This window comes from Haloarcula sp. CBA1127, from assembly GCF_001485575.1.
In the GTDB taxonomy this organism is placed as follows: domain Archaea; phylum Halobacteriota; class Halobacteria; order Halobacteriales; family Haloarculaceae; genus Haloarcula.
The window spans coordinates 3009733-3030724 of record NZ_BCNB01000006.1 but is presented as its reverse complement, the minus strand read 5'-3'; the positions used below and the strand labels follow the sequence as shown (position 1 = coordinate 3030724).

The window sequence follows — 20992 nt, the reverse complement described above, 5'->3', positions numbered from 1 at the left end:
ATGAGTGTTATGTCCTCGTTATCGGCTATGATAACGCTTCGAGGCCGTCTATCTCGAGCACGAAGTCCGGGCGCCCATCGATGTTCCCGCTGGCGTACGCGGCCTGGGCGACGTGACGCGGTGTCTCGGGGATGAGGACCCGTGTCCCGTCGACGCCGAGGCTCGCTGCGTCGGCGGCTATTGCAGTGAACAAGGCCCGTGCAGCGTCGACATCGCTCCACACCCCGACCGCGTACTCCGCGAGTTGCTCGCCGTCAGCTTCGGTCGTCCGGGCGCGACAGGCCATCCCCTGTGGCTCGTCATCGCCGACAGTGAGGACCGCTTGGTCAGTCGCCAGTCGGTCGAGCGTTTCCCGCGTCAGCGTCGAAAGCGCCCAGCTCTCTTCGCTGTCGAGCGCGAGCCCTGACAGGGCGTCCCGGCCGTCGCTCTCCTCCCAGTAGCGCCACGCTATCGCGGGGTCGTTTCCGACAGTCATCTCGGGCGTCTCGTCCCGTGGCTCGGGGTGCGTCCAGCGGAACGACGTGACCGCTTCGAAGCCAGCAGCCAGTGATTGCCCGAGCCCGGCTTCGTTCCAGGAAAACACCATACTTCGACCGACTGACACGCCGGCATCGGCCGCCCATTCTATGAGGTGGTCAGTCAGCAGCGACCCGAATCCCTTCCCCCGGTGATCCGAGTCAACACGCATGCCCTGGAACCATGCCTCGGTCTCGGTGAGTATAACAGCCTGTGCGAGGCCGACCGCGTGGCCGTCAACGTCGACAACGAGGGTTTTCCGGTTCGCGCCGTCGTCGTCGACCCACTCACGGAACACGTCGGGGATGTAATCAGCCATCGCGCGGTCAGCCCAGACATCGCTGGTCAGGTCCACAATATCGTCGTAGTCGTCGTGACAAGCCGTCCGAACAGTCGGCGACATACCGGGAGACTCGCCCGCGACAACAAAAAAGAGGCGCTCCGGTGGTGGAGCCGTCCGCACTGTGACCGAGGTACCGCGCCGGGTCCAGTGCTACAACCAGGGCGTCGAGCGCTGCTGAATCTCGCCGGCGAGGGGCTCCTGCATAGCGTCGGCCACGTCGCCGCTGTTTGCCAGCGCCCACATGAGCTTGACCTTCGCTGTGCCGGGGAGCATATCTTCGCCCTCGATGACGCCCGCGTCGAGCAGGTCCCGGCCGGTGTCGTAGACGCGGTCACAGACCCGGCCTTCGAGGCACTGGCTGGTCATGACAAGCGGGATGTCCAGTTCCTCGACGGTCCCGATCCAGTCGGTGTTGACGTGGCCGAGCCCGGTCCCTTCGATGACGATGCCTTCGCTGTTCTCGGCGGCCGCTTCGAGCAGCGACGGGTCCATCCCCGGAGAGAACTTCAGGAGTTCCACGTCGGTCTCGATATCGTCGTGTAGGGCCAGGTCGACGGCGTCCCGCTCGGTGTACTCGCGGTGGAACGTGACTGTACTCTCGCCGTCGATGTCGTAGTCGACCTCGCCCAGTGGCTTCGCGCCGACAGTCTCGAAGGCGTCTCGACGCGAGGTGTGGTTCTTCCGGACGCGAGTGCCGCGGTGGAGCGCACAGCGGTCGTCGGACTCATCGGCGTGCATACAGACCAGCACTTCCGCACAGTCGCTCGTCGCAGCCTCGACCGCTGAGACAGCGTTCATCACGTTATCAGAGGACGGCCGGTCCGCCGACCGCTGGCTGCCCGTAAACACGATGGGGACCGGCGTGTCGAGCATGAACGACAGCGCCGACGCGGAGTACTGCATCGTATCGGTGCCGTGCATGACGACGATTCCGTCCGCCCCGTTCTCGATTTCCTCGTGGACTGCCTGCGCGAGGTCCTGCCAGACTGCCGGGGTCATGTTCTCCGAGAGGATGTTTGCGACGACGCGGCCGCGGTAGTTCGCCATCCCAGCCAGATCCGGGACTGCCCGCAGCACGTCCTCGGCGTCGAACTGGGCCGTCACTGCCCCGGTCCGGTAATCGACTGTCGAGGCAATGGTTCCGCCAGTGGAGATAAGTGAGACCGTCGGGAGGTCGTCGTCGAACTCTATCGCTGACTGGCTCTGTTCGTCCTGTGCGCTCTCGACGTCGTAGACATCCGACTCCAGCACGTCGATAGACGCATCTTCGCGGTCGATGCCGACGTTGTACCCGCCGTCGAGTTTGACGACGAGGTGGTCGGGCGTACTCGATGGGAGCAACACGCCCTCGTAGGTCTGGGCCGCGCGCTCGACGCGGACCCGGTCGCCTGCGTTCATGGGCGGCACTTTCCGCCGGTGGGACTTGAACCCACTCGTTTCGGCGAGCGCTCTCGACCACAGGCCGGACCTGAAAAGCGGTCGTCGGCTTCGGTCCACGCTTCGGTTCACCTCCGGGGCATCGACATTCGTTACGCTGGCTTTCAAGCGGTACCGGACCACAATGTTATCTCACTCGACACTCTTCTAACAAGTATGGCAGACAACAAGAACGGCCGCGAGGCTCAGGCCCAGAACGAGGAGCGCCGCCAGCGGGAGCGCGCTATCGCCGAGGAACTCGAGCGCGCGGACGAACCCGAACCGCCGGTCGACCCGACGGAACTCGCGTATTTCGAGACAGAACTCGACTCGCTCGAATTCCCGGCGACAGCGGCTGCAGTGGTCGCGACGGTCGGCGACCACGAGATTGAGTCGGCCGACGAGACGTACACTGTCGCGGACCTCCTGCCCGACACAGAGGTCGAGTCTTTCGACTCGCCAGCCGAGGTCCGGGCCAGAGTCCAGCGACCAACGGTAGCCGAGGCGATGAAGCGCGTCGTGGCGGCCGCCGACGAACACCAGAGTGCGTCCTTTGGGGCCTCACAGCGCGACGGCTACGAGCGGACGTTCCGGGAGCTACGGGCTATCGACGCGGATGACGACGACGAGGGCGTTCGGACCATCGCCGACTGGATTATTGAGCACATTCACGAGAACGAGCAGCTTCCCGGGTCCCGCGATGTTCGCCGGGAAGCGGCGAAGTTCTGCCGGTCGAACGGCTATTCGGTTCGCAACGACGAGTGGCTCGGTATCTGAGCGACACACCACCGTATCCCTGACTGCCGGCAGACCCCACAAGGACCATACTACTCGCGGTCCCACACTCTGTATGGCCGAACGAACCGAGGAACGGACCCGCGACACGGACGCGAAATCGGGCAGTGACCTCGGCGTCGATGTTGGCACGACCGAGTCGGTCGAGACGGATGTTGCTGTCGGGGAATCGGGCGGAGCGGAGCCGTCTGTCACCGAAACGTCTACGAAAGACACCGGGAGCTACTTCTCACTGCGGGCGCTGCTGTTCGCTTTCGGGGCGGTCGGCGGCGGAATGGTGCTCGGCGGGCTGATACCGCTCGTCCCGTTCACCGAACTGGTCGGTATCCTGCTTGGCGGCTTCGTTTACGGACTGCTCGCCAGCGAGCGCCGATACGTCGAACTGGGGCTGGCGGGCGGTGTCAGCGGCGGTGCGACGGCTGTGCTGTCTCTCCTCCCACAGCTCGCCGCGGGGCTGAACGGAGCCAAACTGTTCGCCATCGCCGGCGGCGTCGGCCTTGTGCTTGCGCTCGTCGGGCACTACTTCGGGCGTGACCTCCGCAGCGGACTGACGAAAGACCTGTAGCTCTCTCGACGGCAGATTCGGGTCAGTGCTGCGACCGCCTTTCTGAGCTTACTGTACTGTATTCGATGGTCTTCCCGTCCGATGCCGCATATCGGTCGCCCGGCCAAACGATGTCGATGTTTTCTGCCGATAGCCTGCCTGCGAAAGAGTCCTCGATAGCAGTGTCGACGCGAACGGACTTCATGTTGCGTAATATCGATTGTACTGGTCTTGTCATATGGTGGTAAAATAAACCCATATGTCCAGAATATTGGTCTATACCTGACCATCTGCTACACTTTCATGTATTACGGCCACAGTATCTTGAGTTAGCAACGCTTATAACTCTCGTATGTAAACCCCGGAACAGAACGCATGGCACCAGAAACGTACGGGCTTATCAGCCTGTTTCCGGCGATGCTCGCCATTGTACTGACGTTGTTCACTCGCCAAGTACTGCTCTCGCTGTTTGCAGGTATCTGGATCGGTGCGACGGTGCTTGTCGGCTGGAACCCGGCCGCCGGCGCTGCTCGGAGCCTCCAGTTTGTCGTAGATAACGTGACAGAGTCGTTCAATGTCAAACTCCTCTTGTTCACGTTCCTCATCGGGGCAATGCTGGGGATGATCTTCCTCTCCGGCGGGATGAATGCGCTGGCATCACAGATGGTCAAGCGTATTCGGACTCGTCGCCAGGCGGCGCTTGGCACGTCGCTACTGGGGATGACGATCTTTGTCGACTCGTACGCCTCGACGATGATTACCGGGTCGGTCATGCGGCCGATCACCGATAAGTTCGACATCAGTCGCGAGAAGCTGGCGTACATCCTTGACTCCACCACTGCCCCGACCGCGTCAATATCAGTCGTCTCGACGTGGCTCGGATTCGAGGTCGGCCTCATCGCCGAGCAACTGAGTACAATTGGGGTCGATCGTAGCGCGTTTCTGCTGTTCCTCGAATCGATTCCCTATCGGTTCTACAGTCTCCTTGCGCTCGCGATGGTCTTTATCATCGTCATTGCGGATCTGGACTTCGGCCCGATGGCGAAGGCCGAACGCAGAGCCAGAGAAGAGGGGAAAGTCCTCGGCGACAACGCTGACCCGCTCATGGAAACGCAGGAAGACGATATCGTGACGCCCGACCACGTCGAGCCGCGGTGGTGGTACTTCGCCGCGCCAATCATCGCACTTGTGGGGGTAACCGGGTTCTCGCTGTATTACTCCGGTGGTGGGTTTGCTGGCCGGGGCCTTACCGACGCGCTGTCGAACGCGGCCACTGCGGACGCCATCCTCTGGGCCTCGTTCTCGGCCTGTCTGGTCATTCTGACCATTCTCGTCGGGCACGCACGAATCGCAGTTGACGAAGTGAGCGACGCTATCTTCGAGGGGTTCAAAATGGTGATGTTCCCCGTTGCGGTGCTTTCGCTCGCGTGGTCCATCGGTGCTGTGAGCCAGGCACTCGGTGTCGGTCCCTACGTCGTCGCTATCAGTGAGGGGATTATCACGGCCGGGATGCTGCCCGCTATCATTTTTCTCAGCGCCGTCATAATCAGCTTCAGCATCGGCACGTCATGGGGGACGATGGGTATTCTGTTCCCGGTCGCAATCCCGCTCGGACACGCGCTCGGCGCGCCGCTGGCACCGGCTATCGCGGCGATTCTGACTGGCGCGCTGTTCGGTGACCACTGCTCGCCGATCTCGGACACCACGGTGATGTCGAGTATGTTTGCCGCAAGCGACCACGTTGACCACGTGAACACCCAGATTCCCTATGCAGTGCTGGCCGGCATCGTCGCAACTGGGCTGTTCCTGATGGCCGGCTACGGCGTCCCGGCGTACATCGCGCTTCCGATCGGACTGGCCGCTGTCGGGTCAGTGACCTACCTGCTCTCGGAACAGCTGTCGGTCGAGGTCCCGAGTTCGTACGGGTCGAAAGCGGACTGAGTCGGTCCGCTTTCTGAACTACTGTTCTGTTCAGACGATCTCCCAGCCGTCGTCGGTCCGCTCGACCACGTCGTCGTCTTCGAGTCGATGAAGCGCTTCCTCGACGATTTCCGGCGGGGCCTCGATTTCTCGGGCCAGCGCCGGGACGGTGTCGATACCGTTTGCGAGTCCGCTGACCAGTTCTGCGTACAGCCGGCCGTCACCGTTCTCGAAGCCGGAGTCGATGCGGTCCCGTACGTCAGTCAGACGGGCCTGCACCCACCGCTGGGCCAGCGACAGTTCGTTCTCTAGCTGCTGGAGATGCTCCAGTTCGCGTGCTAAGTCGTGAAAATTCCCGCCAGCTTCTTCGCCTACATCTATCGAGAGGTGACGGCAGGAGGGCATCTCGAACTCGGGGTTTGCCGGATAGGCGCTCTTGGTACCAAATTCATATGGTGAGACACGGACCTCCAGACGGAGGTTTCGAGCGATAGAGAAGTACTTCCGGCGCTGGTCGTCCGTCCGGGAATCGACGAGCCCGGCGTCTTCGAGCTTCTGGAGGTGGTCGATGACCGCTTTCGGGCTGACGCCGATGTATTCGCTGATTTCCGTGACGTAACAGGGTTTGTGTGCGAGTAGTTTGAGAATCCGCCGGCGGTTGGCGTTTCCAAGGAGATTGAGTAACTCGGCGGAGTCCATCGATACGTAGGTAGCGGGTCACGGTTCAAAAGCATGACTCTCGTCGGGCGGTTTACTGGTGTCTCCCGGCTACGTTAGCTGGTCCATCCACGACGTGCCCTGTGAGCCGCTGTTTCCGCTCCCTTGACCGCTTCCGCCATTACCGCTCTGTCCGCCGTTGTTCCCTTGTCCACCATCATTTCCGCCGCCATTCGCGTTGTCGTTGCCACCATCAGAAGCGCTGCCAGAATCATCAGCACCGCCATTTCCGGCGGAATCGTCACTATCAGAACTGTCGTCAGAGTCGCCGGCATTCTCGCTCCCAGAACTGTCGTCGGAGCCGCTAGAATCGCCACTGCCAGAACTGTCGTCAGAATCTGACGTGTCGGCTGAATTATCCTCACCGTCACTGTCAGAAGCCCCATCAGAACCAGTGCTGCCTCCCGCGCTATCGTCGCCGCTGTCGCTCTCATCACCACTCCCATCGCTGTTGCCCCTGTCGTTACCCTGCTCAGCTCCGTTTCCCCCACTCTGAGCTGTGTCGTCGGACTCTTCGGTTTCGTTTTCGCCGTCGTCAGGCCCGTCGTCCGGTGGACCTCGGTCACTCTCGTTCCCTTGCTGTCCGGGGGCATCTGCAGGCGGTCCCTGTTCGCTTCCGTTGGCACCCCGTTCGGACGTGTTGGCTGGTGGTCCCCGTTCGCTCTGGTTGGTTCCAACATCGTCCGGCGGTCCTTGGTCAGTTCGGTTGACACCGGCGACGTCCGGTGGCTCCTGCTCATCCGGGCCGGCAGTCTCTGGCGGTCCGGCGATGCCGCGAGCAATCGATGCGACCTGTTGGCCGGAGAGCTTGCTGGCGTTCTGTTTCAGGCGCTCCAGTGCGGTGTCGTTCACACCGGTCTGTTCGGCGGCCGTGTCAGTGTCGTTAATCGCGGTCTGTAGGCCTGCGATCTCCGCAGTGAGCCGGCTTCGCTGCGCCACGTAGGCTTGCTCACTGACATTTCCGTTCTCGTATCGCTGTTCGAGCGTGGCGTTGCGCTCTTGCAGTCGTTCGAGTCGGCGCTCGAGCGAGCCAGTCCGGTCCGTGACCAGTTCAGCTCGTTCGGTTCCGTTGGACTGGTTGTACGCCGACCGCCACATCCCGTTTTCCACTGTGTCGTTCGCGGCGGCGGAGTTCGACTGGAGGAACGCGGTGAGTTGCGTTCCCATTCCGCTGGCAGAGTTGTTCTGCGTGGCCACTGTCTCCGTCGCGGTCTCCTGTGCTGTCACGGCCGGGAGGCCGACAGCGACAGTCCCGACGATGACCAGCACGGTGAGGAGCGTGGCCTGGCGTGGGCTCATTCCTATCTCTGCCTCTGTCCTCCCTCATCAAAAAGAAACGCCTTCGTTTGCGTTGTTCATCGACGCTTGAAACTATCTCAGATAGTCCAAGAGAGTTTAAGCTGTCTTCTGCGCCGGCTTCTCCATCGGCAGCAGTCGCCAGGCGATTCCCACCGAAAGCACCGAGAGTACGACGGTGGCGAGCGGTAACAGAAGCGCTGGCTCGTATCGCAACGGCGGATGATACCCGAAGCCGTAGTCGAGGATGTCGTTACCGAGTGCCAGCACTAGCGCAGTCACGAGCGCGCCTTTCGTTGTCCGGGCGTAGTGTGGGACCAACAGTCCCTCGGCAACGAAGCCGAGGTGGGTAATGATGATGCCGAAATACGCCCATGGGGCGGGGAAATAGGCGTCGAAGCCGATGTTTAACGCCACGACTGTCCACAGCCCCATCTTGACCAGCCAGACCAGCGCAATGGTGTGGAGGTACGCGAGCGGTACCGTCAGCGGGACCTCGTCAAGCGACTCGCCGAGGAACGGCAGGAGGGTCGCTACCGATAGCGTCATCAGGAACAGCGCGGCCGGTGAATCGGCGTACAGCGGCCAGAGAAACGTCGACACGTCGGGCATCGTCTCGACGTAAAACCGGACACCGACGAGCATCGCGACAGCGTTGACGACCAGCAGCCACACGAGACTCGGCGTCTGTTCCAGGTAATACCGTGCGTACCGACGTGGCAACGGCCCCCGCTGCTCGCTCATAGGTCGACTCGGGGCCGGCCGTGGCAAAGCCCTGTCGGACGGAAGCCGGCATCAGGTCACCGGCCCCTGAATCCGCGCTGTTTGCACGACGGCAAAAGGTTGCCGGCGAACACTTATGTATGTCAATGACACACATTCAGTTGCACCGATGTTCGAACAGTTTTCGCGGGGATACTACCTCGGCCGCCTCTACGTCGAACCGAGAGACGACGCGGCGGCCGCGATGTGTCGCGAGCAGCACGAACGAGTGAACGAACAGTTGTACGCCTCCGGGGACGGGGTCGAGCGCACAGACTATCCGCTGGTAATGAAACTCGGCTCCCAGCACTTCGCCGTCCACGGGGACGAACAGGTCCCGGCGGACACACTCGTCGTTCCCGAACCGATGCTCGAAGACGCCAACGTCCGGAACCCGCCCAGCCTCGAAGAAGTGTTTCTGGCGAAAGCGGACCACGCCGCACAACTGCTCTCTATCTCCGAGGGGACGCCGACACTGCCCGACACCGCCGTCTGAGGGGGCACAACTCTGTTTTACTGTGTTTTCTCCGTCCACCGAGTGGGCGGAATGGTTGAAACGCGGGATAAGTAGGTTATACGCTTAAGCTACAGACCAATGCGGTTCAGGGGCTTCTAGTTCCCTGTATGTCACAGCGAAGCCACACCGACAACTGGGACAACGCTACAGAATCCAAATTCTACCTCCCCGCTGGGGTCACTCCGTCGTCCGAAGCCAGTTGGTCCGAGCGGCTCTGGGCCATGCTATTCAATCATCGCGTCTGAGCCGGCGCCATCACTGCACGGGAACCCGCTGGCCCAGTGGGCGAGTCCCTCTCTCAAGCCGACCCGCACAGACGGGACATAAAATCCGCATTGCCTTCCCGTACTCAGAACTCACAATCGACCGACTCAGTTAAGCCACCGCACGACCACTTTCACCCAGTAACAAGAATCTGAGACAAAGTCTCCACAGACGTCTCGAACAAACACCGTAATCGTACGTTTTGGCACACTCACACACTACCCTACAACTAATGACCGATATCAAGGCGGTCGTCCGGGTGGAGCACCCTGACATCGTGCTCACAGAAACCGTGACCCACGCCCCAGATTCGAGCGTCAGGTCCGTGTCAGAGGCGGGTACGGACCCGACGTCGGGCAGGTTCTTTTACCATATCGAATCGCCTGACTTCCAGCAGTTCGAGGACGGATTACAGAACGACAGCACTATCGGCGAATTCGAGCGCGTCATCGAAACCAGAGACAACGAGGCCATCTACAGCTTTGAGTACACCGACGAGGCGAAGATTCTCTCTCCCGTCATCTCATCCGCGAATGGGGTTATCCTCGACATGGAAAACGACGGGAGCGCATGGATACTGACGATATGGATGCCAGAGCGAACGGCTCTCGCTCATCTCTGGGACTATGCTCAAGAGAACGACATCGACATCGACCTGCTGCGCGTGAACGAATACGCCAGTCTGGGCAACACGGATGCAGGGTTGACCGACAGCCAGCGGGAAGCGCTTCTCGTCGCACTCGAAACGGGGTATTTCGAAGAACCACGGAACGCGACTCTCAGCGACGTTGCCGCCGATCTAGACATCTCTCAGCCTGCGGCTAGCGGTCTCCTTCGACGCGGCATCAGGCGGCTTATCATCTCCTCGCTGAGAGATGACGACGGGCCGCCGAACTGAGCGGGAGCGTTCCGATGCAGCGGCGGTTCGGGAAGTCACTTTTAAGCCCGTCCCCGTCTGCCATCCAGTCGATGCTTGACCGGTTGCTGGGACGGGCGTCGCTGAAAGAGCGAGTAGCCGAACTTGAGGAGGCAAATCACCACCTCGAACGACAGCTCGACGCCGAGAAGGAGCGCCGCGCCGACGCAGCGACTGAACGCCAGCAGGCTGAGGCCGAGCTCAATCGGCTGGAGGACCGCGTCGCCGAACTTCAGGACCGAGTCGAACGCCTGCAAGACGAGGAGGGAGAATCGACGTTCCGAGCCGAGGAGACGCTTAGTCGGGCGCGACTGAGTGAGGTTCTCGACCGGCTGGAATCCGTCGAGACAGAACCAGAGGGGGTCTTTACCACCTACGTCGATGCGGAGCGCTCCCTGCCGGGTCCAGTCCGGGACGCCTTCGGTGACCGCGCGTCGCTGGTCGCCAGCGCTGCGCCGTGTCTCGCAGTCACCGACGACGCCGGCCTCCTGTCGGCGTGTCTGTCCGTCCCCGCGCCGCCGTCGCCGTTCACCGGGTGGGCCGATACCGTCCAACTGGAGCGGTCGTGGTTTGAACCGACCGGCGAGCACGTCGTCGCGCTGGTTCGCTCGGACCTGTTCGCCATGGGCGAGTACAACTGCCGGGAGCAAACTGCGTTCCACGGGTTCGACTCGGAGCTAAAGAGCCAGCACTCCAAGGGCGGCTTCTCACAGAGCCGGTTCGAGCGGCTCCGGGACCAGCAGATCGACTCCCACCTCGACCGCTGTCGGGCCGCTATCGACGAAGTGTCCCCCGACCGGCTGTACGTCGTCGGCGAGGGCTCGGTCATCCACGAGTTTGAGGACCTCGCGACGGCGATGAAACCGGTCGACGCGACCGGGGAGCCCGACGCAGCGCTTGACGATGCCGTTCGGTCGCTGTGGTCAGTCCGGCTGCGCGTTCCGTAGCTTTTTCGCGGGGCGGTGATTCTGTCCGGCCATGGCCGTAGCTATCTTAACACACGACGCCTTCCCCGACCGAGCCAAGACGGCCGTCGGGCTGTTGCGGTACGGTGACCGAACGGTACGCGCGCTTGTCGACCGCGAGCGGGCCGGCCAGCGCGTCCACGACTCGCTGCCGGATGTACAGGACGCACCAGTCGTCGCATCGATGGCCGACGCACCCGACGTTGACGCGCTCGTAATTGGTATCTCGCCAATCGGCGGCGAGTTCGACGAGTCCTGGCGAGACGACGTTCGCACAGCGCTCGAACGCGGTTGTGACGTGTATTCTGGACTGCACGATTTCCTGGCTGACGACGAAGAGTTCGCCCGTCTCGCCGCGGAACACAACGCCGAACTGCACGACCTCCGCAAGCCACCCGAAGACCTGACCGTGGCAGCAGGGACCGCCGGCGACGTGGACGCGACGGTCGTGACGACCGTCGGCACCGACTGCTCGACAGGGAAGATGACTGCCTCGTTCGAGATTCGCGACGCGGCGCGGGAACGCGGCCTCGACGCTGCCGTCGTCCCGACCGGCCAGACTGGCATCGCCATCACCGGCTGGGGCATCGTCGTCGACCGCGTCATCGCTGATTACGCCGCCGGCGCGGTCGAGCGGCTGGTTGAAGAAGCGCAGGCGGCGGACCTCCTTGTCGTCGAAGGACAGGGTGCGCTGGCACATCCGGCCTATTCGGGTGTGACGACGAGTATCCTCCACGGGTCGGTCCCGGATGCGCTCGTCATGTGTCACGAGGCTGGCCGCGAAGTCATCCACGGCTACGAGTCGTTCGACATTCCACCGCTCCCCGAGTACGTCGACATCTACGAGCGTCTGGCCGCGCCAATCTCTGATGCCTCCGTCGTCGCGGGAATGTTGAACACCCGCCACCTCGACGACGATGCGGCCGCGGATGCTGTTGCAGAGTACAGCGACGCTCTGGACGCACCGGCGACTGACCCGGTCCGCCACGGCGTTCCCGACGAGGTACTGGACGCCATCCTATGAACTGGCGCGTCGACCGCTACGACCTGCCGCTGTCGAACCCATTCGGCATTTCGCGGGAGACCAGCGAGACCAGCGAGACCGTCACGGTTGAACTCTCCCACGAGGGAACCACCGGCATTGGAGCCGTCACGCCGTCGGCATACTACGACGAGAGCGCTCAGTCAGTGGCTCAAACGCTGCCGTCGCTCTGTGAGACCGTCGACCGCATCGGCGACCCACACGCCCAGCAACGCATCGAGCGGGACCTCGCCGAGCAAGCGCCGGACCAGCCAGCCGCCCGGATGGCACTCTCTATTGCCATCCACGACCTCGCCGCTCGGCAACTGGACCTGCCGCTGTACCACCAGTGGGGGCTCGACTCCGACGCGGTCCCGCCGACCACCTACACGGTCGGCATTGACTCACCCGAGCGGATGGCCGAGAAAGCAAGGGAGGCGGCCAACACCGGCTTCGGCCACCTGAAAGTCAAACTCGGGACCGACGACGACCGGGCGCGACTGGACGCGGTCCGGGACGCTGTTTCCGACGCCGAGATACGGGTCGACGCCAACGCCGCTTGGACTGCACAGGAAGCTATCGACAATGCGGACTGGCTTGCCGACGCTGGCGTCACGATGCTGGAACAGCCGGTTGAGGCTGACGATATCGACGGCTTGCGCCGCGTGACCGACGCGACCGAAATCCCCGTCGCCGCCGACGAGTCCTGCGTGACTGCGTCGGACGTACCGCGGGTCGCTGACGCCTGTGATATTGTCAACGCCAAACTGGTCAAATGCGGCGGCCTCCGGCCCGCAACCCGACTGCTCAACGCCGCCGACGCCCATGGCCTCGACTTGATGCTCGGGTGTATGGTCGAGTCCAACGCCAGTATCGCCGCAGCGGTCCACCTCGCACCGCTTGTCGACTACGTTGACCTCGACGGGGCGCTCTTGCTGGCAACAGACCCGTACGCCGGCGTGCCGTTAGAGGGCGACGTGTTCGACCTCACCGCAGTGTCGGCCGGCACCGGGGTCCGGCGGACACGAGACGCGTAGCTCCGAGGTCGTAGAATAAAAATCAGGTTCGCCCGGTGACTACTTACGCCGACTTGACAGCGTCCAGCAGCTCTTCGTAGTCCGGCTCGTTGGTCGGATCGTCGGCGACCCAGCTGTAGGCGACCTCGCCGTCGTCGTCGACGACGAACACGGCGCGGTTTGCAACGCCGAGCAGCCCGAGGTCTTCGATATCAATTTCGAGGTCGTAGTCCTGAATCGCCGACCGGCCCATGTCACTGAGCAGGTCGAACTCCAGCCCGTGCTCATCACGGAAGGAGTTCAGCGAGAACGCCGAGTCGGCGCTGAGGCCGAGGACCGTCGCGCCGGCGTCGTGGAAGTCACCGAGGTGCTCCTGCAGGGCCACCATCTCGTTGGAGCACGGCGGTGTGAACGCGCCCGGGAAGAAGGCCAGCACGACCGGCCCATCACCAAGGTGGTCGCTCAGTTCGAAGTCCTCTACCTCACCGTTCGCGATTGTCGCCGAGATGTCCGGCGCTGTGTCGCCTGTGGATACCATCACCCGAATATAACGGCGTCAGCCGAATAAATACCCGCCATCCGGCAGGGCGGTCTCGGCTCCGATCAGTCTTCTTTGTCCGCTTCCTAATGGAGTATTTTGAAGCGACCAATCCCAAGACTGAGGAACTCAAGTGAAATTGCCTGGGGTTCGACACAGATTGACTACAGCTCTCACCCACCGAGAAGAGTGGCCACATCATACTCCCGCTGGTAGAATATAGAGATACTCCGACACGGGTCTGCCGCAAGTCTTGATCCGGCGACGATGCTACAGATTCGATTTTGTTGTCAGATTCACCAAGAGTTTATAACTTGAGAAGAACTATGTATTATGCCCTCCATCACTCGAAGGAAACTTCTCAGAACGGCCGCTGCCTCGGGCGGTCTGCTGACGGCTACAACAGGCTCTGCTCGCAGGGTAGAGCTATCTTGGAAAGACCGTCAAAACGTGGAATACGTAGACACAGCTTTTGTTGGCGATAAAACATTTATTTTGCGTACATCTGATATTGAAGATGGTAAAAACGAGGGGCTTCTTGTCTTCGATGAAGACGGACTGCAAGAACAAATCTCACTAGAAGGCAGTGCATTCCCTGCTGATTTTCACTCACTGGCAGCCTTTGATGAAGAGGTACTTATTGTCGGAGAAAATTCAAAAAATAACCCTGTCGTCACTTCGATAACCAGTGCTGCGGAAATCAATTGGCAGACGCAGGCCAGCCCGGGACCGTATATGAAGTGGGTCTGTGCCAATTTGGCCAACGAACAGATTATTCTGGTTGGACTTGACCATGGAACGGCAACTTCCAGAACGAAAATAGCTGGCATTGATCGTCAAAGTGAAGAAATAAATTGGGTGGTTGATGCATTTTCCCCCGACTTCTTTGCAGAGTCAATACACCCATATGAAGATGGTTGTATAATCGCCGGTACCACTTCCACTTCTGAGGGGCACAGTTGGGTAGCTAGAATATCTTCCACAGGGGATATTCTTTGGGAGCGATTCTATGATGATCAAGAATACGCTAATTTCCTCTCAGTCTCTAGTACCGGCCAGGGAAAAATTGTCCTCTTAAGTTCTGATAGGGAGTCAAAGACAGCGTATAAGCTACTAACCTTGGATAGTGATGGGCAAACAATCTCGAGTATAAAGGAGTCCGTTCCTGGTGAATATGACCGCTCATTCGATCTATTTAGCGATGATCCGGAAGGTGGTTACATTGTGGTATCCGGACAGATTGCATCTACACTTGCTGTCGGCAAGGTAGATAGGTCTGGCCGGCTACAGACTATGCGGACCTACTCACCATGGAATGAACAGTTCAGTCCAGAGGCGGTCCACACGGTTTCAAACCAAATTAGGGTAATAGGGCATTTCATCTCTCCGGATGTTAGCTCTCCAGGAGTAGTAGCCATTCCACGCCCACTGGTGGGAGCAGAAACTAAGACACAGGAACGTACCTCAATACAAACTGAGTCAGCCACTTTCCCTCAAAACGACACCACCACCACCGAACCGCCATTGACCGAAACAACTGATGGCTCAGGACCGGGACTGGGTCTCCTGACTGGGATTATATCGACTGGACTCGTGTCCGTCTATACTGTACTTAAGAGGCAAAGCGAGACCGAAAACCGGTAGCCTACATCCATTCAGCGAAGGAATGGTGCTCACGACTTGCCTCAATGTAGTCCCGCTGCATCGACTGGATGGCTGTCGAGAGGTTGTTGCCGTCGTCGAGGTACTCGCGGACGCGAGCGATCTTCCAGTCGCTCGGGGTCATACCGGCTTCGTAGCGGGCTTCAATCGGGTCGAGATACTCGTCGATGCGAGCCTCGGGCACGCCCTGCTCGGCTAGCCCCAGACGGGCGTACTGGAAAACCTCGTCGTAGATGTCGTCGTGATCAACCGTCCGCTCGCCCTCGGCCGTCACCCACGAGAGGTCCGCGTCAGAGCCGTCCTGTGCGGCGCTGTAGAAGCTCCGCTTGGCCTCCTGCCACGGTAGTTCCGCGGCGGGGTGGTCGGCGACGACTAGCCCGCGGATGAGGCCGACCGTCAGCGCCTGCAGCCCGATCATGTCCTTTGCGTGTGGCTGGGTCGGGAGCGGGCGGTACTCGATGCGGAGCGACTTTTCGGTGCTTGCCCCGTCGACGGGCGCGCCGCCGACGACACAGCGGAGCCAGCGCCAGTAGGTCCCGCGCTTGTGGTCGAACTCCCAGAACTCGTCTTCGAACCCGGTCCGGTCGTCGTCGTGCAGGAACTCTCGGAGGAACGGTGCGAACAGGTCGTCATTGACGACGCGGCCGACGACGTCCGTCGTGTCGTCGAGGTCCCGCGGGACCCGGACCTTTGGGTTATCACTGGTGTTGACCGACTGCTCAAAGGCCGCGATTCGGAGTTCGTGGTGGGTGTTCGCACAGAGCCACTCGCCGTCGGTGTCACCGTACATATCGGCAGGGAGGAACGGCGAGTTCACCGACAGCGCAAGCAGCGGCCCGAGCGTCCGGATCGCGGCGTTGTAGTACTCGGGGAACGCCGCGGCGTCCGGAATCTGGAGGTGAGGCTGGATCGAGGTGGCCAGCGACTCGAACAGAATCGTCGGGAACGACCCGCTGTACCCCGGCACGTCGAAGTCGATGCTGCCGCCGGCGTGGTCCAGCGCTTCGTTGTCTAGCGCCACATATCTGGGAGCCTGCCGCATATTGTCCGCGAGGACAACGCCGTCGTTCGTCTCGTGTGCCGAGAGGTACTGCTCGCTGCCTTCCTCGGGTGGGATGGTCCACATCGCGTCGAGGACGAGTTCGCAGTTGTGCTTGCTCGCCTGCTGGCGGGCCTGTTTCGTCTGCATCTCCACCGCCGTTGTCTGGACCTCCATCCCGGTCTGGTCGAAGCTGTTCGGCTCGGTGTTGACTTCGGCGTTGTGCAGGCCCAGTTCCTTGTTGGCCTCCCCCTCGAACACCACATCTGGCAGGCGGGTCAGCCGCCCCTTCCAGTCCTCGGGGTCCATGTACGGCTCGTCACTTTCTTCCTCGACTGACGACTCGACGGCCGGTTCGGCCTCTTCTTCCTCTGGCGTCTCCGGTTCGTCCTCTGCCAGCGGGCTGTCCGGGTCGATGTCGAGTGACGGCCCCTCTCCGGGACCGAAAGAATCCTCGGGCTCGTCGGCGGTTTCGCCAGCATTCTGGTCCGGAGACGCATCGCCGTCGGGTTCCAGTGGATTACTATCGTCTGGCTCCAGTGATGCGCCACCGCCGCCTTCCGGTTCCGCCGGCGCGTCGAGTGACCCGCTCCAGGCCGCGCTTCCCGATCCGCTCAGGTCGTCGTTCAGTTCCTCCTCGGTGGCTTCCTCGCTGTCTTCCCCATCGTCCGGTTCGGGCGGGTCCGGCTCGGCGTTGATCGCGTATAGCTCGATTTCCAGACCGACGGAGAACGCCTCGTTGTCGAACTCCCCGGCCTCGATGGCGTTCCGGAGCTGCATCGCCTGTTCGTCGACCCGCTCAGTGAACGCCGCGGCAGTCTCGTCAGCGAGCGACCGGGTCACCAGGTCGACGATATCGTCCATGCACGGTACTGTGTGGGTTCTTCCATTATAAGTGACCCGTCGTTGTCCGACGGGGCGTTACTCGAAGAGGTCTTCGTGGCGGGCCGCGAGGTTGGCGTAGTCGCCGGAGCTGAACGCCTCGAACACCTCGTTGGGGTCAATCGTGGTCTCGGATAGCGGCGTCACTGTGGCCGGGCTCCCACGGACGAAGGATTCCGCGGGCACCTCGTAGCCCGGTGGAACAACCGTTCCCATCGCGACGATAGAGCCCTCGCCGATGGTGGCATCGCTGACCGTCGAATTGAACCCGACGAGCGCACCGTCGCGCACATGAGCGTCGTTGAGGACGGCTCCGTGGCCGACCATCACCTTCTCGCCGACGGTCGAGGCATGGACGATGGCGCCGTCACCGATCGCCGATTCGCGGCCCACCTCGACGGGGGCCACGTCGCCGCGCAACACGACACCGGGCCAGACGTTCGCGTTCGGGCCGACGGTGACATCACCCACTAGTGTCGCCTCGCGGCTGACGTGGGCGTATCCGTGAATATCTGGCGTGGCTCCTTCGAAGGCGTACTCTCGGCTGTCCATACTGCCACCATCGTGTCGGCGGCTCGAAAAGATACCGGTCAGAAGGGGGTGCTACCGGTCGTATAGCCGCTGTCGCGTCCGTCCTCACTGCACCCGTCAGTGAACACCGGGCTATTCGATGTGGACGACGAGAACGGGAACGGGTGCGCTCTGCACGACGCGCTCGGTGACGCTCCCGAGATTAGCGACCCGGTCCCGTCCGGTTCTGCCGTGGGTCCCCATCACGATGAGGTCGATATCCTCCTCTTCGGCGTAGTCGGTAATCGTCTTGTGGGGAATCCCTTCCGCCATGGTCGTGACGACCTCGACGCCGGCCTCCTCGCCCCCAACCACGATGTCGTCAAGCGCGACATCTCCCTCTTCCTCCAGCGACTGACGCACCTCGTCTTGATTGGCCTTGTCGGCCGCGACGTAGAGCCGCCTGTCCACGACGTACAGTCCATGGAGCGTCGCGTCGTTGTCGCGCGCGATCGAGGTGGCGTGTGCGAGCGTCTCCGTCGTTCCCGAACTGCCGTCTGTGGCCACGAGCACCGAATCGTACATATCCGGCTTCTCATGCGAACTGTGCCCACATAGTACTCCCTATCACGCTGACACGGCCCGTGGCTGTCCAACCGACGGTGTAACCGTCGATTCAGTTTCCGTCGTTCAGTGTATAACTGTTCTAACCATTATTTGTCAACAGGAATACTTTTGCCAGTAGCTACCCATTAATTTCTATACGATGCAGGGGAGCACGCAGCCAGACGGGACACGGGCAGAACTGTACGTTCGTTCACTACTGCCCGACGGGCACACGCAGCAACAGGCTGCGGTCATCGATCGACTTCAGGGGCTGTCGGACACTGATGCTCTGTCAGATGTCTCTGTTCAGGTTATCGGTCGGCAGATACCGTCCACACCAGCGGAGGCACGGACCGAACTCGGCCTATTCGCACTCAACCGAGTGAGCGTCTTTCAGGAGTGGGCAAAACGCAACGGATGTTCACTCGAACCTGCGTTTCAGGTCCGGTCGGTTGACTCCGAAATATCGGGAGAGCAGTACCGGGCACTTGTGTTTCCGGTCCAACTATTAGCCGAGTACGCTGGCTCGGAACTCAAGTGCGTGACGCCGCACACGACCGATGGAGAGACCGTCACTGTCATGGACCGGCTTACCATGATCGAAGGCGAGGAAGAATCGACGTTCGCATCGCTGGAACGGGCAAGCGCGGCACGGCCGCCGGCCCAGTCCGAGCTGTCGGCGGCCGACACCGCCGACGAGGATTCGGACCCGCCGTTACCAGAGTAACGCCAGCGTCGCCCGCGTCTCAATACACTTATCCCCGGCCGCCGTCGTATCCTCGGGTATGAGTACGGTCACGGTCACGCTGCCCGACGGGACCCCACTAGAGGTCGAACGCGGCAGCACGGTCGAGGATGTCGCCTACGAAATCGGGCCAGGGTTAGGTGACGACACGGTCGCCGGCGTCGTCGACGGCGACCTTGTCGACAAACACGCGCCGTTGACAGCAGACGTCAAACTCGAAATCGTCACCGAGAGCAGTGACGAGTATCTCGACGTGCTTCGTCACTCCGCCGCCCACGTCTTCGCACAGGCCCTGCAGCGCCTCTACCCCGATGCCAAGCTCACAATCGGGCCGTGGACCGACAACGGGTTTTACTACGACATCACCGGCGTCGATATCGACGAGGACGACCTCGAAGCCATCGAGGCCGAAGCCGAGGAGATCATCGAGGAGGACCTTGACATCGAACGCGAACTCGTCGACCGCGACGACGCCTTCGAACGCTACGAGGATAATCAGTTCAAACAGGACATCCTCGAAACCGAGGCCGCGGACGACGAGGAGGTCTCTTTCTACACCCAGGGCGAGTTCGAGGACCTCTGTCAGGGGCCCCACGTCGAATCGACCGGCGAAATCGGCGGCTTCGCTCTGCTTGAAATCTCCGCCGCCTTCTGGCGCGGCGAGGAGGAAAACGAGACGCTGACCCGCGTGTACGGAACCGCCTTCCCGACGGAGGACGCGCTCGATGAGTTCCTCGAACAGCGCCGCAAGGCCGAGGAGCGCGACCACCGCAAGATCGGCCAGGAGATGGACCTGTTCTCCATCGACGAAACGACCGGGCCGGGCCTGCCGCTGTACGAGCCCAACGGCAAGAAGATCCTCAACGAGCTGACGGACTACGTCGCCGGCCTCAACCGCGACGCCGGCTACGACGAGGTCGAGACGCCCCACGTCTTCCGCACCGAACTCTGGAAGAAGTCGGGCCACTACGAGAACTACGTTGACGATATGTTCCTGCTCGATGTCAACGACGAGGAGTACGGCCTGAAGCCGATGAACTGTCCCGGCCACGCCACTATTTTCGAGCAGAACTCCTGGAGCTACCGGGACCTGCCGGTGCGGTACTTTGAGGACGGGAAGGTGTACCGCAAAGAGCAGCGCGGCGAACTCTCCGGGCTCTCCCGGACGTGGGCCTTCACCATCGATGACGGCCACCTGTTCGTCCGCCCGGACCAGATCGAGGAAGAAGTGCTGGCGACGGTCGACATCATCCTCGACACGCTGGACACGTTCAATCTCGACTACACTGTCCAGTTCGCCACCCGGCCCGAGAAGTCCGTCGGCGGCGACGAGATCTGGGAGAAAGCCGAATCCCAGCTTGAATCCGTCCTTGACGAGCAGGACATCGACTACGTCGTCGAGGAGGGCGACGGTGCCTTCTACGGCCCGAAGATCGACTTTGCCTTCGAGGACGCGCTCGGTCGTCACTGGGACGGCCCGACTGTGCAGCTGGACTTCAATATGCCCGAGCGGTTCGATCTCTCCTACACCGGTGAGGACAACGAAGAGCACCGCCCGGTGATGATCCACCGCGCGCTGTATGGCTCCTACGAGCGGTTCTTCATGGTGCTGACCGAGCACTACAACGGGAAGTTCCCGCCGTGGCTCGCTCCCGAACAGATCCGCCTGCTGCCAGTCAGCGACGATAACATCGCCTACTGCGAGGAGATTCAGGATGAACTCGACGACTTCCGGGTCACTATCGAGGACCGCTCCTGGACCGTCGGCAAGAAGATTCAGCAGGCCCACGACGACCGCGTTCCCTATATGTGTGTCATCGGCGACAACGAGGAGGAAGCCGGGACCATCTCGGTTCGTGACCGCAAGGAACGCGAAGAGAAAGACATCGACATCGCCGAGTTCCGCGACCACCTCGAAACCGAAGTCGAGCAACAGCGCACCGCGGTGACGTTCCTCGCCGGCCGATAGCTGCTGTTCGCTCGGCCGATTCTCGCTGCCGAT

The 20992-nt window shown here is 61.5% G+C and carries 20 protein-coding genes; 11 read left to right on the top strand and 9 right to left on the bottom strand.

Annotated elements, in window-relative coordinates:
* Nucleotides 1–25: 25 nt before the first annotated feature.
* Both AV059_RS19775 and gatD read right to left on the bottom strand, forming a co-directional pair.
* Nucleotides 26–919, bottom strand: coding sequence for a GNAT family N-acetyltransferase (locus AV059_RS19775; protein ID WP_058997291.1), 894 nt, complete (start codon nt 917–919; stop codon nt 26–28).
* Between the two features lie 90 nt (nt 920–1009).
* Nucleotides 1010–2257 (bottom strand): Glu-tRNA(Gln) amidotransferase subunit GatD, encoded by a 1248-nt coding sequence (gatD, locus tag AV059_RS19770; RefSeq protein ID WP_058997289.1) that lies wholly within the window; start codon nt 2255–2257, stop codon nt 1010–1012.
* A 195-nt stretch (nt 2258–2452) separates the two neighbouring features.
* On the opposite strand from gatD, the gene AV059_RS19765 reads away from it, so the two are divergent.
* The 3 genes from AV059_RS19765 (at nt 2453) to AV059_RS19755 (ending at nt 5555) form a co-directional block, all read left to right on the top strand.
* Nucleotides 2453–3052: a hypothetical protein gene (locus AV059_RS19765; protein WP_058997288.1), complete on the top strand. Its 600-nt coding sequence runs from the start codon at nt 2453–2455 to the stop codon at nt 3050–3052.
* A 73-nt stretch (nt 3053–3125) separates the two neighbouring features.
* Entirely contained in the window at nt 3126–3635 is a 510-nt protein-coding gene (locus AV059_RS19760; RefSeq protein WP_058997287.1) for a hypothetical protein, read from the top strand.
* 354 nt (nt 3636–3989) lie between these two features.
* Nucleotides 3990–5555 carry a Na+/H+ antiporter NhaC family protein gene (locus tag AV059_RS19755; protein WP_058997286.1) on the top strand — a complete coding sequence of 522 codons (1566 nt, stop codon included), beginning with the start codon at nt 3990–3992 and terminating at the stop codon, nt 5553–5555.
* A gap of 30 nt (nt 5556–5585) precedes the next feature.
* On the opposite strand, the gene AV059_RS19750 is transcribed toward AV059_RS19755, so the two are convergent.
* The 3 genes from AV059_RS19750 to AV059_RS19740 form a co-directional block, all read right to left on the bottom strand.
* Nucleotides 5586–6233 carry a metalloregulator ArsR/SmtB family transcription factor gene (locus AV059_RS19750; protein WP_058997284.1) on the bottom strand — a complete coding sequence of 216 codons (648 nt, stop codon included), beginning with the start codon at nt 6231–6233 and terminating at the stop codon, nt 5586–5588.
* Nucleotides 6234–6302: 69 nt separating this feature from the next.
* Nucleotides 6303–7550, bottom strand: coding sequence for a hypothetical protein (locus tag AV059_RS19745; protein ID WP_058997283.1), 1248 nt, complete (start codon nt 7548–7550; stop codon nt 6303–6305).
* A 96-nt stretch (nt 7551–7646) separates the two neighbouring features.
* Nucleotides 7647–8291, bottom strand: coding sequence for a DUF1405 domain-containing protein (locus AV059_RS19740; protein ID WP_058997282.1), 645 nt, complete (start codon nt 8289–8291; stop codon nt 7647–7649).
* Between the two features lie 148 nt (nt 8292–8439).
* Between AV059_RS19740 and AV059_RS19735 the strand changes: the two genes are divergently transcribed.
* From AV059_RS19735 to AV059_RS19715, 5 genes are all read left to right on the top strand, one after another.
* Nucleotides 8440–8805: a DUF5802 family protein gene (locus AV059_RS19735; RefSeq protein ID WP_004963742.1), complete on the top strand. Its 366-nt coding sequence runs from the start codon at nt 8440–8442 to the stop codon at nt 8803–8805.
* A 517-nt stretch (nt 8806–9322) separates the two neighbouring features.
* Nucleotides 9323–9988: a helix-turn-helix domain-containing protein gene (locus tag AV059_RS19730; protein ID WP_058997281.1), complete on the top strand. Its 666-nt coding sequence runs from the start codon at nt 9323–9325 to the stop codon at nt 9986–9988.
* Nucleotides 9989–10059: 71 nt separating this feature from the next.
* Entirely contained in the window at nt 10060–10953 is an 894-nt protein-coding gene (locus AV059_RS19725) for a Vms1/Ankzf1 family peptidyl-tRNA hydrolase (protein ID WP_058997280.1), read from the top strand.
* A 31-nt stretch (nt 10954–10984) separates the two neighbouring features.
* Nucleotides 10985–11995 (top strand): DUF1611 domain-containing protein, encoded by a 1011-nt coding sequence (locus AV059_RS19720; RefSeq protein WP_058997279.1) that lies wholly within the window; start codon nt 10985–10987, stop codon nt 11993–11995.
* Nucleotides 11992–13029 (top strand): dipeptide epimerase, encoded by a 1038-nt coding sequence (locus tag AV059_RS19715; RefSeq protein ID WP_058997277.1) that lies wholly within the window; start codon nt 11992–11994, stop codon nt 13027–13029. The genes AV059_RS19720 and AV059_RS19715 overlap by 4 nt, the downstream gene beginning before the upstream one ends.
* A gap of 43 nt (nt 13030–13072) precedes the next feature.
* On the opposite strand, the gene AV059_RS19710 is transcribed toward AV059_RS19715, so the two are convergent.
* Nucleotides 13073–13546, bottom strand: a complete 474-nt coding sequence (locus AV059_RS19710) for a peroxiredoxin (RefSeq protein ID WP_058997276.1) — start codon at nt 13544–13546, stop codon at nt 13073–13075.
* Between the two features lie 333 nt (nt 13547–13879).
* On the opposite strand from AV059_RS19710, the gene AV059_RS22150 reads away from it, so the two are divergent.
* A complete protein-coding gene (locus tag AV059_RS22150; protein WP_195156686.1) occupies nt 13880–15190 on the top strand; it encodes a hypothetical protein in 1311 nt (436 codons plus the stop codon).
* Nucleotide 15191: 1 nt separating this feature from the next.
* Here the strand turns inward: AV059_RS22150 and AV059_RS19705 are convergent, their stop codons facing one another.
* From AV059_RS19705 to AV059_RS19695, 3 genes are all read right to left on the bottom strand, one after another.
* Nucleotides 15192–17111 carry a hypothetical protein gene (locus AV059_RS19705; RefSeq protein WP_058997275.1) on the bottom strand — a complete coding sequence of 640 codons (1920 nt, stop codon included), beginning with the start codon at nt 17109–17111 and terminating at the stop codon, nt 15192–15194.
* 57 nt (nt 17112–17168) lie between these two features.
* Nucleotides 17169–17681, bottom strand: a complete 513-nt coding sequence (locus tag AV059_RS19700) for a gamma carbonic anhydrase family protein (protein ID WP_058997274.1) — start codon at nt 17679–17681, stop codon at nt 17169–17171.
* A gap of 111 nt (nt 17682–17792) precedes the next feature.
* The gene (locus tag AV059_RS19695; RefSeq protein ID WP_058997273.1) at nt 17793–18224 is read right to left on the bottom strand and encodes a universal stress protein; all 432 of its coding nucleotides are present in this window, start codon (nt 18222–18224) and stop codon (nt 17793–17795) included.
* A 181-nt stretch (nt 18225–18405) separates the two neighbouring features.
* On the opposite strand from AV059_RS19695, the gene AV059_RS19690 reads away from it, so the two are divergent.
* Both AV059_RS19690 and thrS read left to right on the top strand, forming a co-directional pair.
* A complete protein-coding gene (locus tag AV059_RS19690) occupies nt 18406–18972 on the top strand; it encodes an HTH domain-containing protein (RefSeq protein ID WP_058997269.1) in 567 nt (188 codons plus the stop codon).
* Between the two features lie 58 nt (nt 18973–19030).
* Nucleotides 19031–20959, top strand: coding sequence for a threonine--tRNA ligase (gene thrS / locus AV059_RS19685; protein ID WP_058997267.1), 1929 nt, complete (start codon nt 19031–19033; stop codon nt 20957–20959).
* Nucleotides 20960–20992 lie beyond the last annotated feature (33 nt).

Coding starts and splice junctions, on each gene's coding strand:
- AV059_RS19775 (WP_058997291.1), bottom strand. CDS start 919: ATGTCGCCGACTGTTCGGACGGCTTGTCACGACGACTACGACGATATT.
- gatD (WP_058997289.1), bottom strand. CDS start 2,257: ATGAACGCAGGCGACCGGGTCCGCGTCGAGCGCGCGGCCCAGACCTAC.
- AV059_RS19765 (WP_058997288.1), top strand. CDS start 2,453: ATGGCAGACAACAAGAACGGCCGCGAGGCTCAGGCCCAGAACGAGGAG.
- AV059_RS19760 (WP_058997287.1), top strand. CDS start 3,126: ATGGCCGAACGAACCGAGGAACGGACCCGCGACACGGACGCGAAATCG.
- AV059_RS19755 (WP_058997286.1), top strand. CDS start 3,990: ATGGCACCAGAAACGTACGGGCTTATCAGCCTGTTTCCGGCGATGCTC.
- AV059_RS19750 (WP_058997284.1), bottom strand. CDS start 6,233: ATGGACTCCGCCGAGTTACTCAATCTCCTTGGAAACGCCAACCGCCGG.
- AV059_RS19745 (WP_058997283.1), bottom strand. CDS start 7,550: ATGAGCCCACGCCAGGCCACGCTCCTCACCGTGCTGGTCATCGTCGGG.
- AV059_RS19740 (WP_058997282.1), bottom strand. CDS start 8,291: ATGAGCGAGCAGCGGGGGCCGTTGCCACGTCGGTACGCACGGTATTAC.
- AV059_RS19735 (WP_004963742.1), top strand. CDS start 8,440: ATGTTCGAACAGTTTTCGCGGGGATACTACCTCGGCCGCCTCTACGTC.
- AV059_RS19730 (WP_058997281.1), top strand. CDS start 9,323: ATGACCGATATCAAGGCGGTCGTCCGGGTGGAGCACCCTGACATCGTG.
- AV059_RS19725 (WP_058997280.1), top strand. CDS start 10,060: ATGCTTGACCGGTTGCTGGGACGGGCGTCGCTGAAAGAGCGAGTAGCC.
- AV059_RS19720 (WP_058997279.1), top strand. CDS start 10,985: ATGGCCGTAGCTATCTTAACACACGACGCCTTCCCCGACCGAGCCAAG.
- AV059_RS19715 (WP_058997277.1), top strand. CDS start 11,992: ATGAACTGGCGCGTCGACCGCTACGACCTGCCGCTGTCGAACCCATTC.
- AV059_RS19710 (WP_058997276.1), bottom strand. CDS start 13,546: ATGGTATCCACAGGCGACACAGCGCCGGACATCTCGGCGACAATCGCG.
- AV059_RS22150 (WP_195156686.1), top strand. CDS start 13,880: ATGCCCTCCATCACTCGAAGGAAACTTCTCAGAACGGCCGCTGCCTCG.
- AV059_RS19705 (WP_058997275.1), bottom strand. CDS start 17,111: ATGGACGATATCGTCGACCTGGTGACCCGGTCGCTCGCTGACGAGACT.
- AV059_RS19700 (WP_058997274.1), bottom strand. CDS start 17,681: ATGGACAGCCGAGAGTACGCCTTCGAAGGAGCCACGCCAGATATTCAC.
- AV059_RS19695 (WP_058997273.1), bottom strand. CDS start 18,224: ATGTACGATTCGGTGCTCGTGGCCACAGACGGCAGTTCGGGAACGACG.
- AV059_RS19690 (WP_058997269.1), top strand. CDS start 18,406: ATGCAGGGGAGCACGCAGCCAGACGGGACACGGGCAGAACTGTACGTT.
- thrS (WP_058997267.1), top strand. CDS start 19,031: ATGAGTACGGTCACGGTCACGCTGCCCGACGGGACCCCACTAGAGGTC.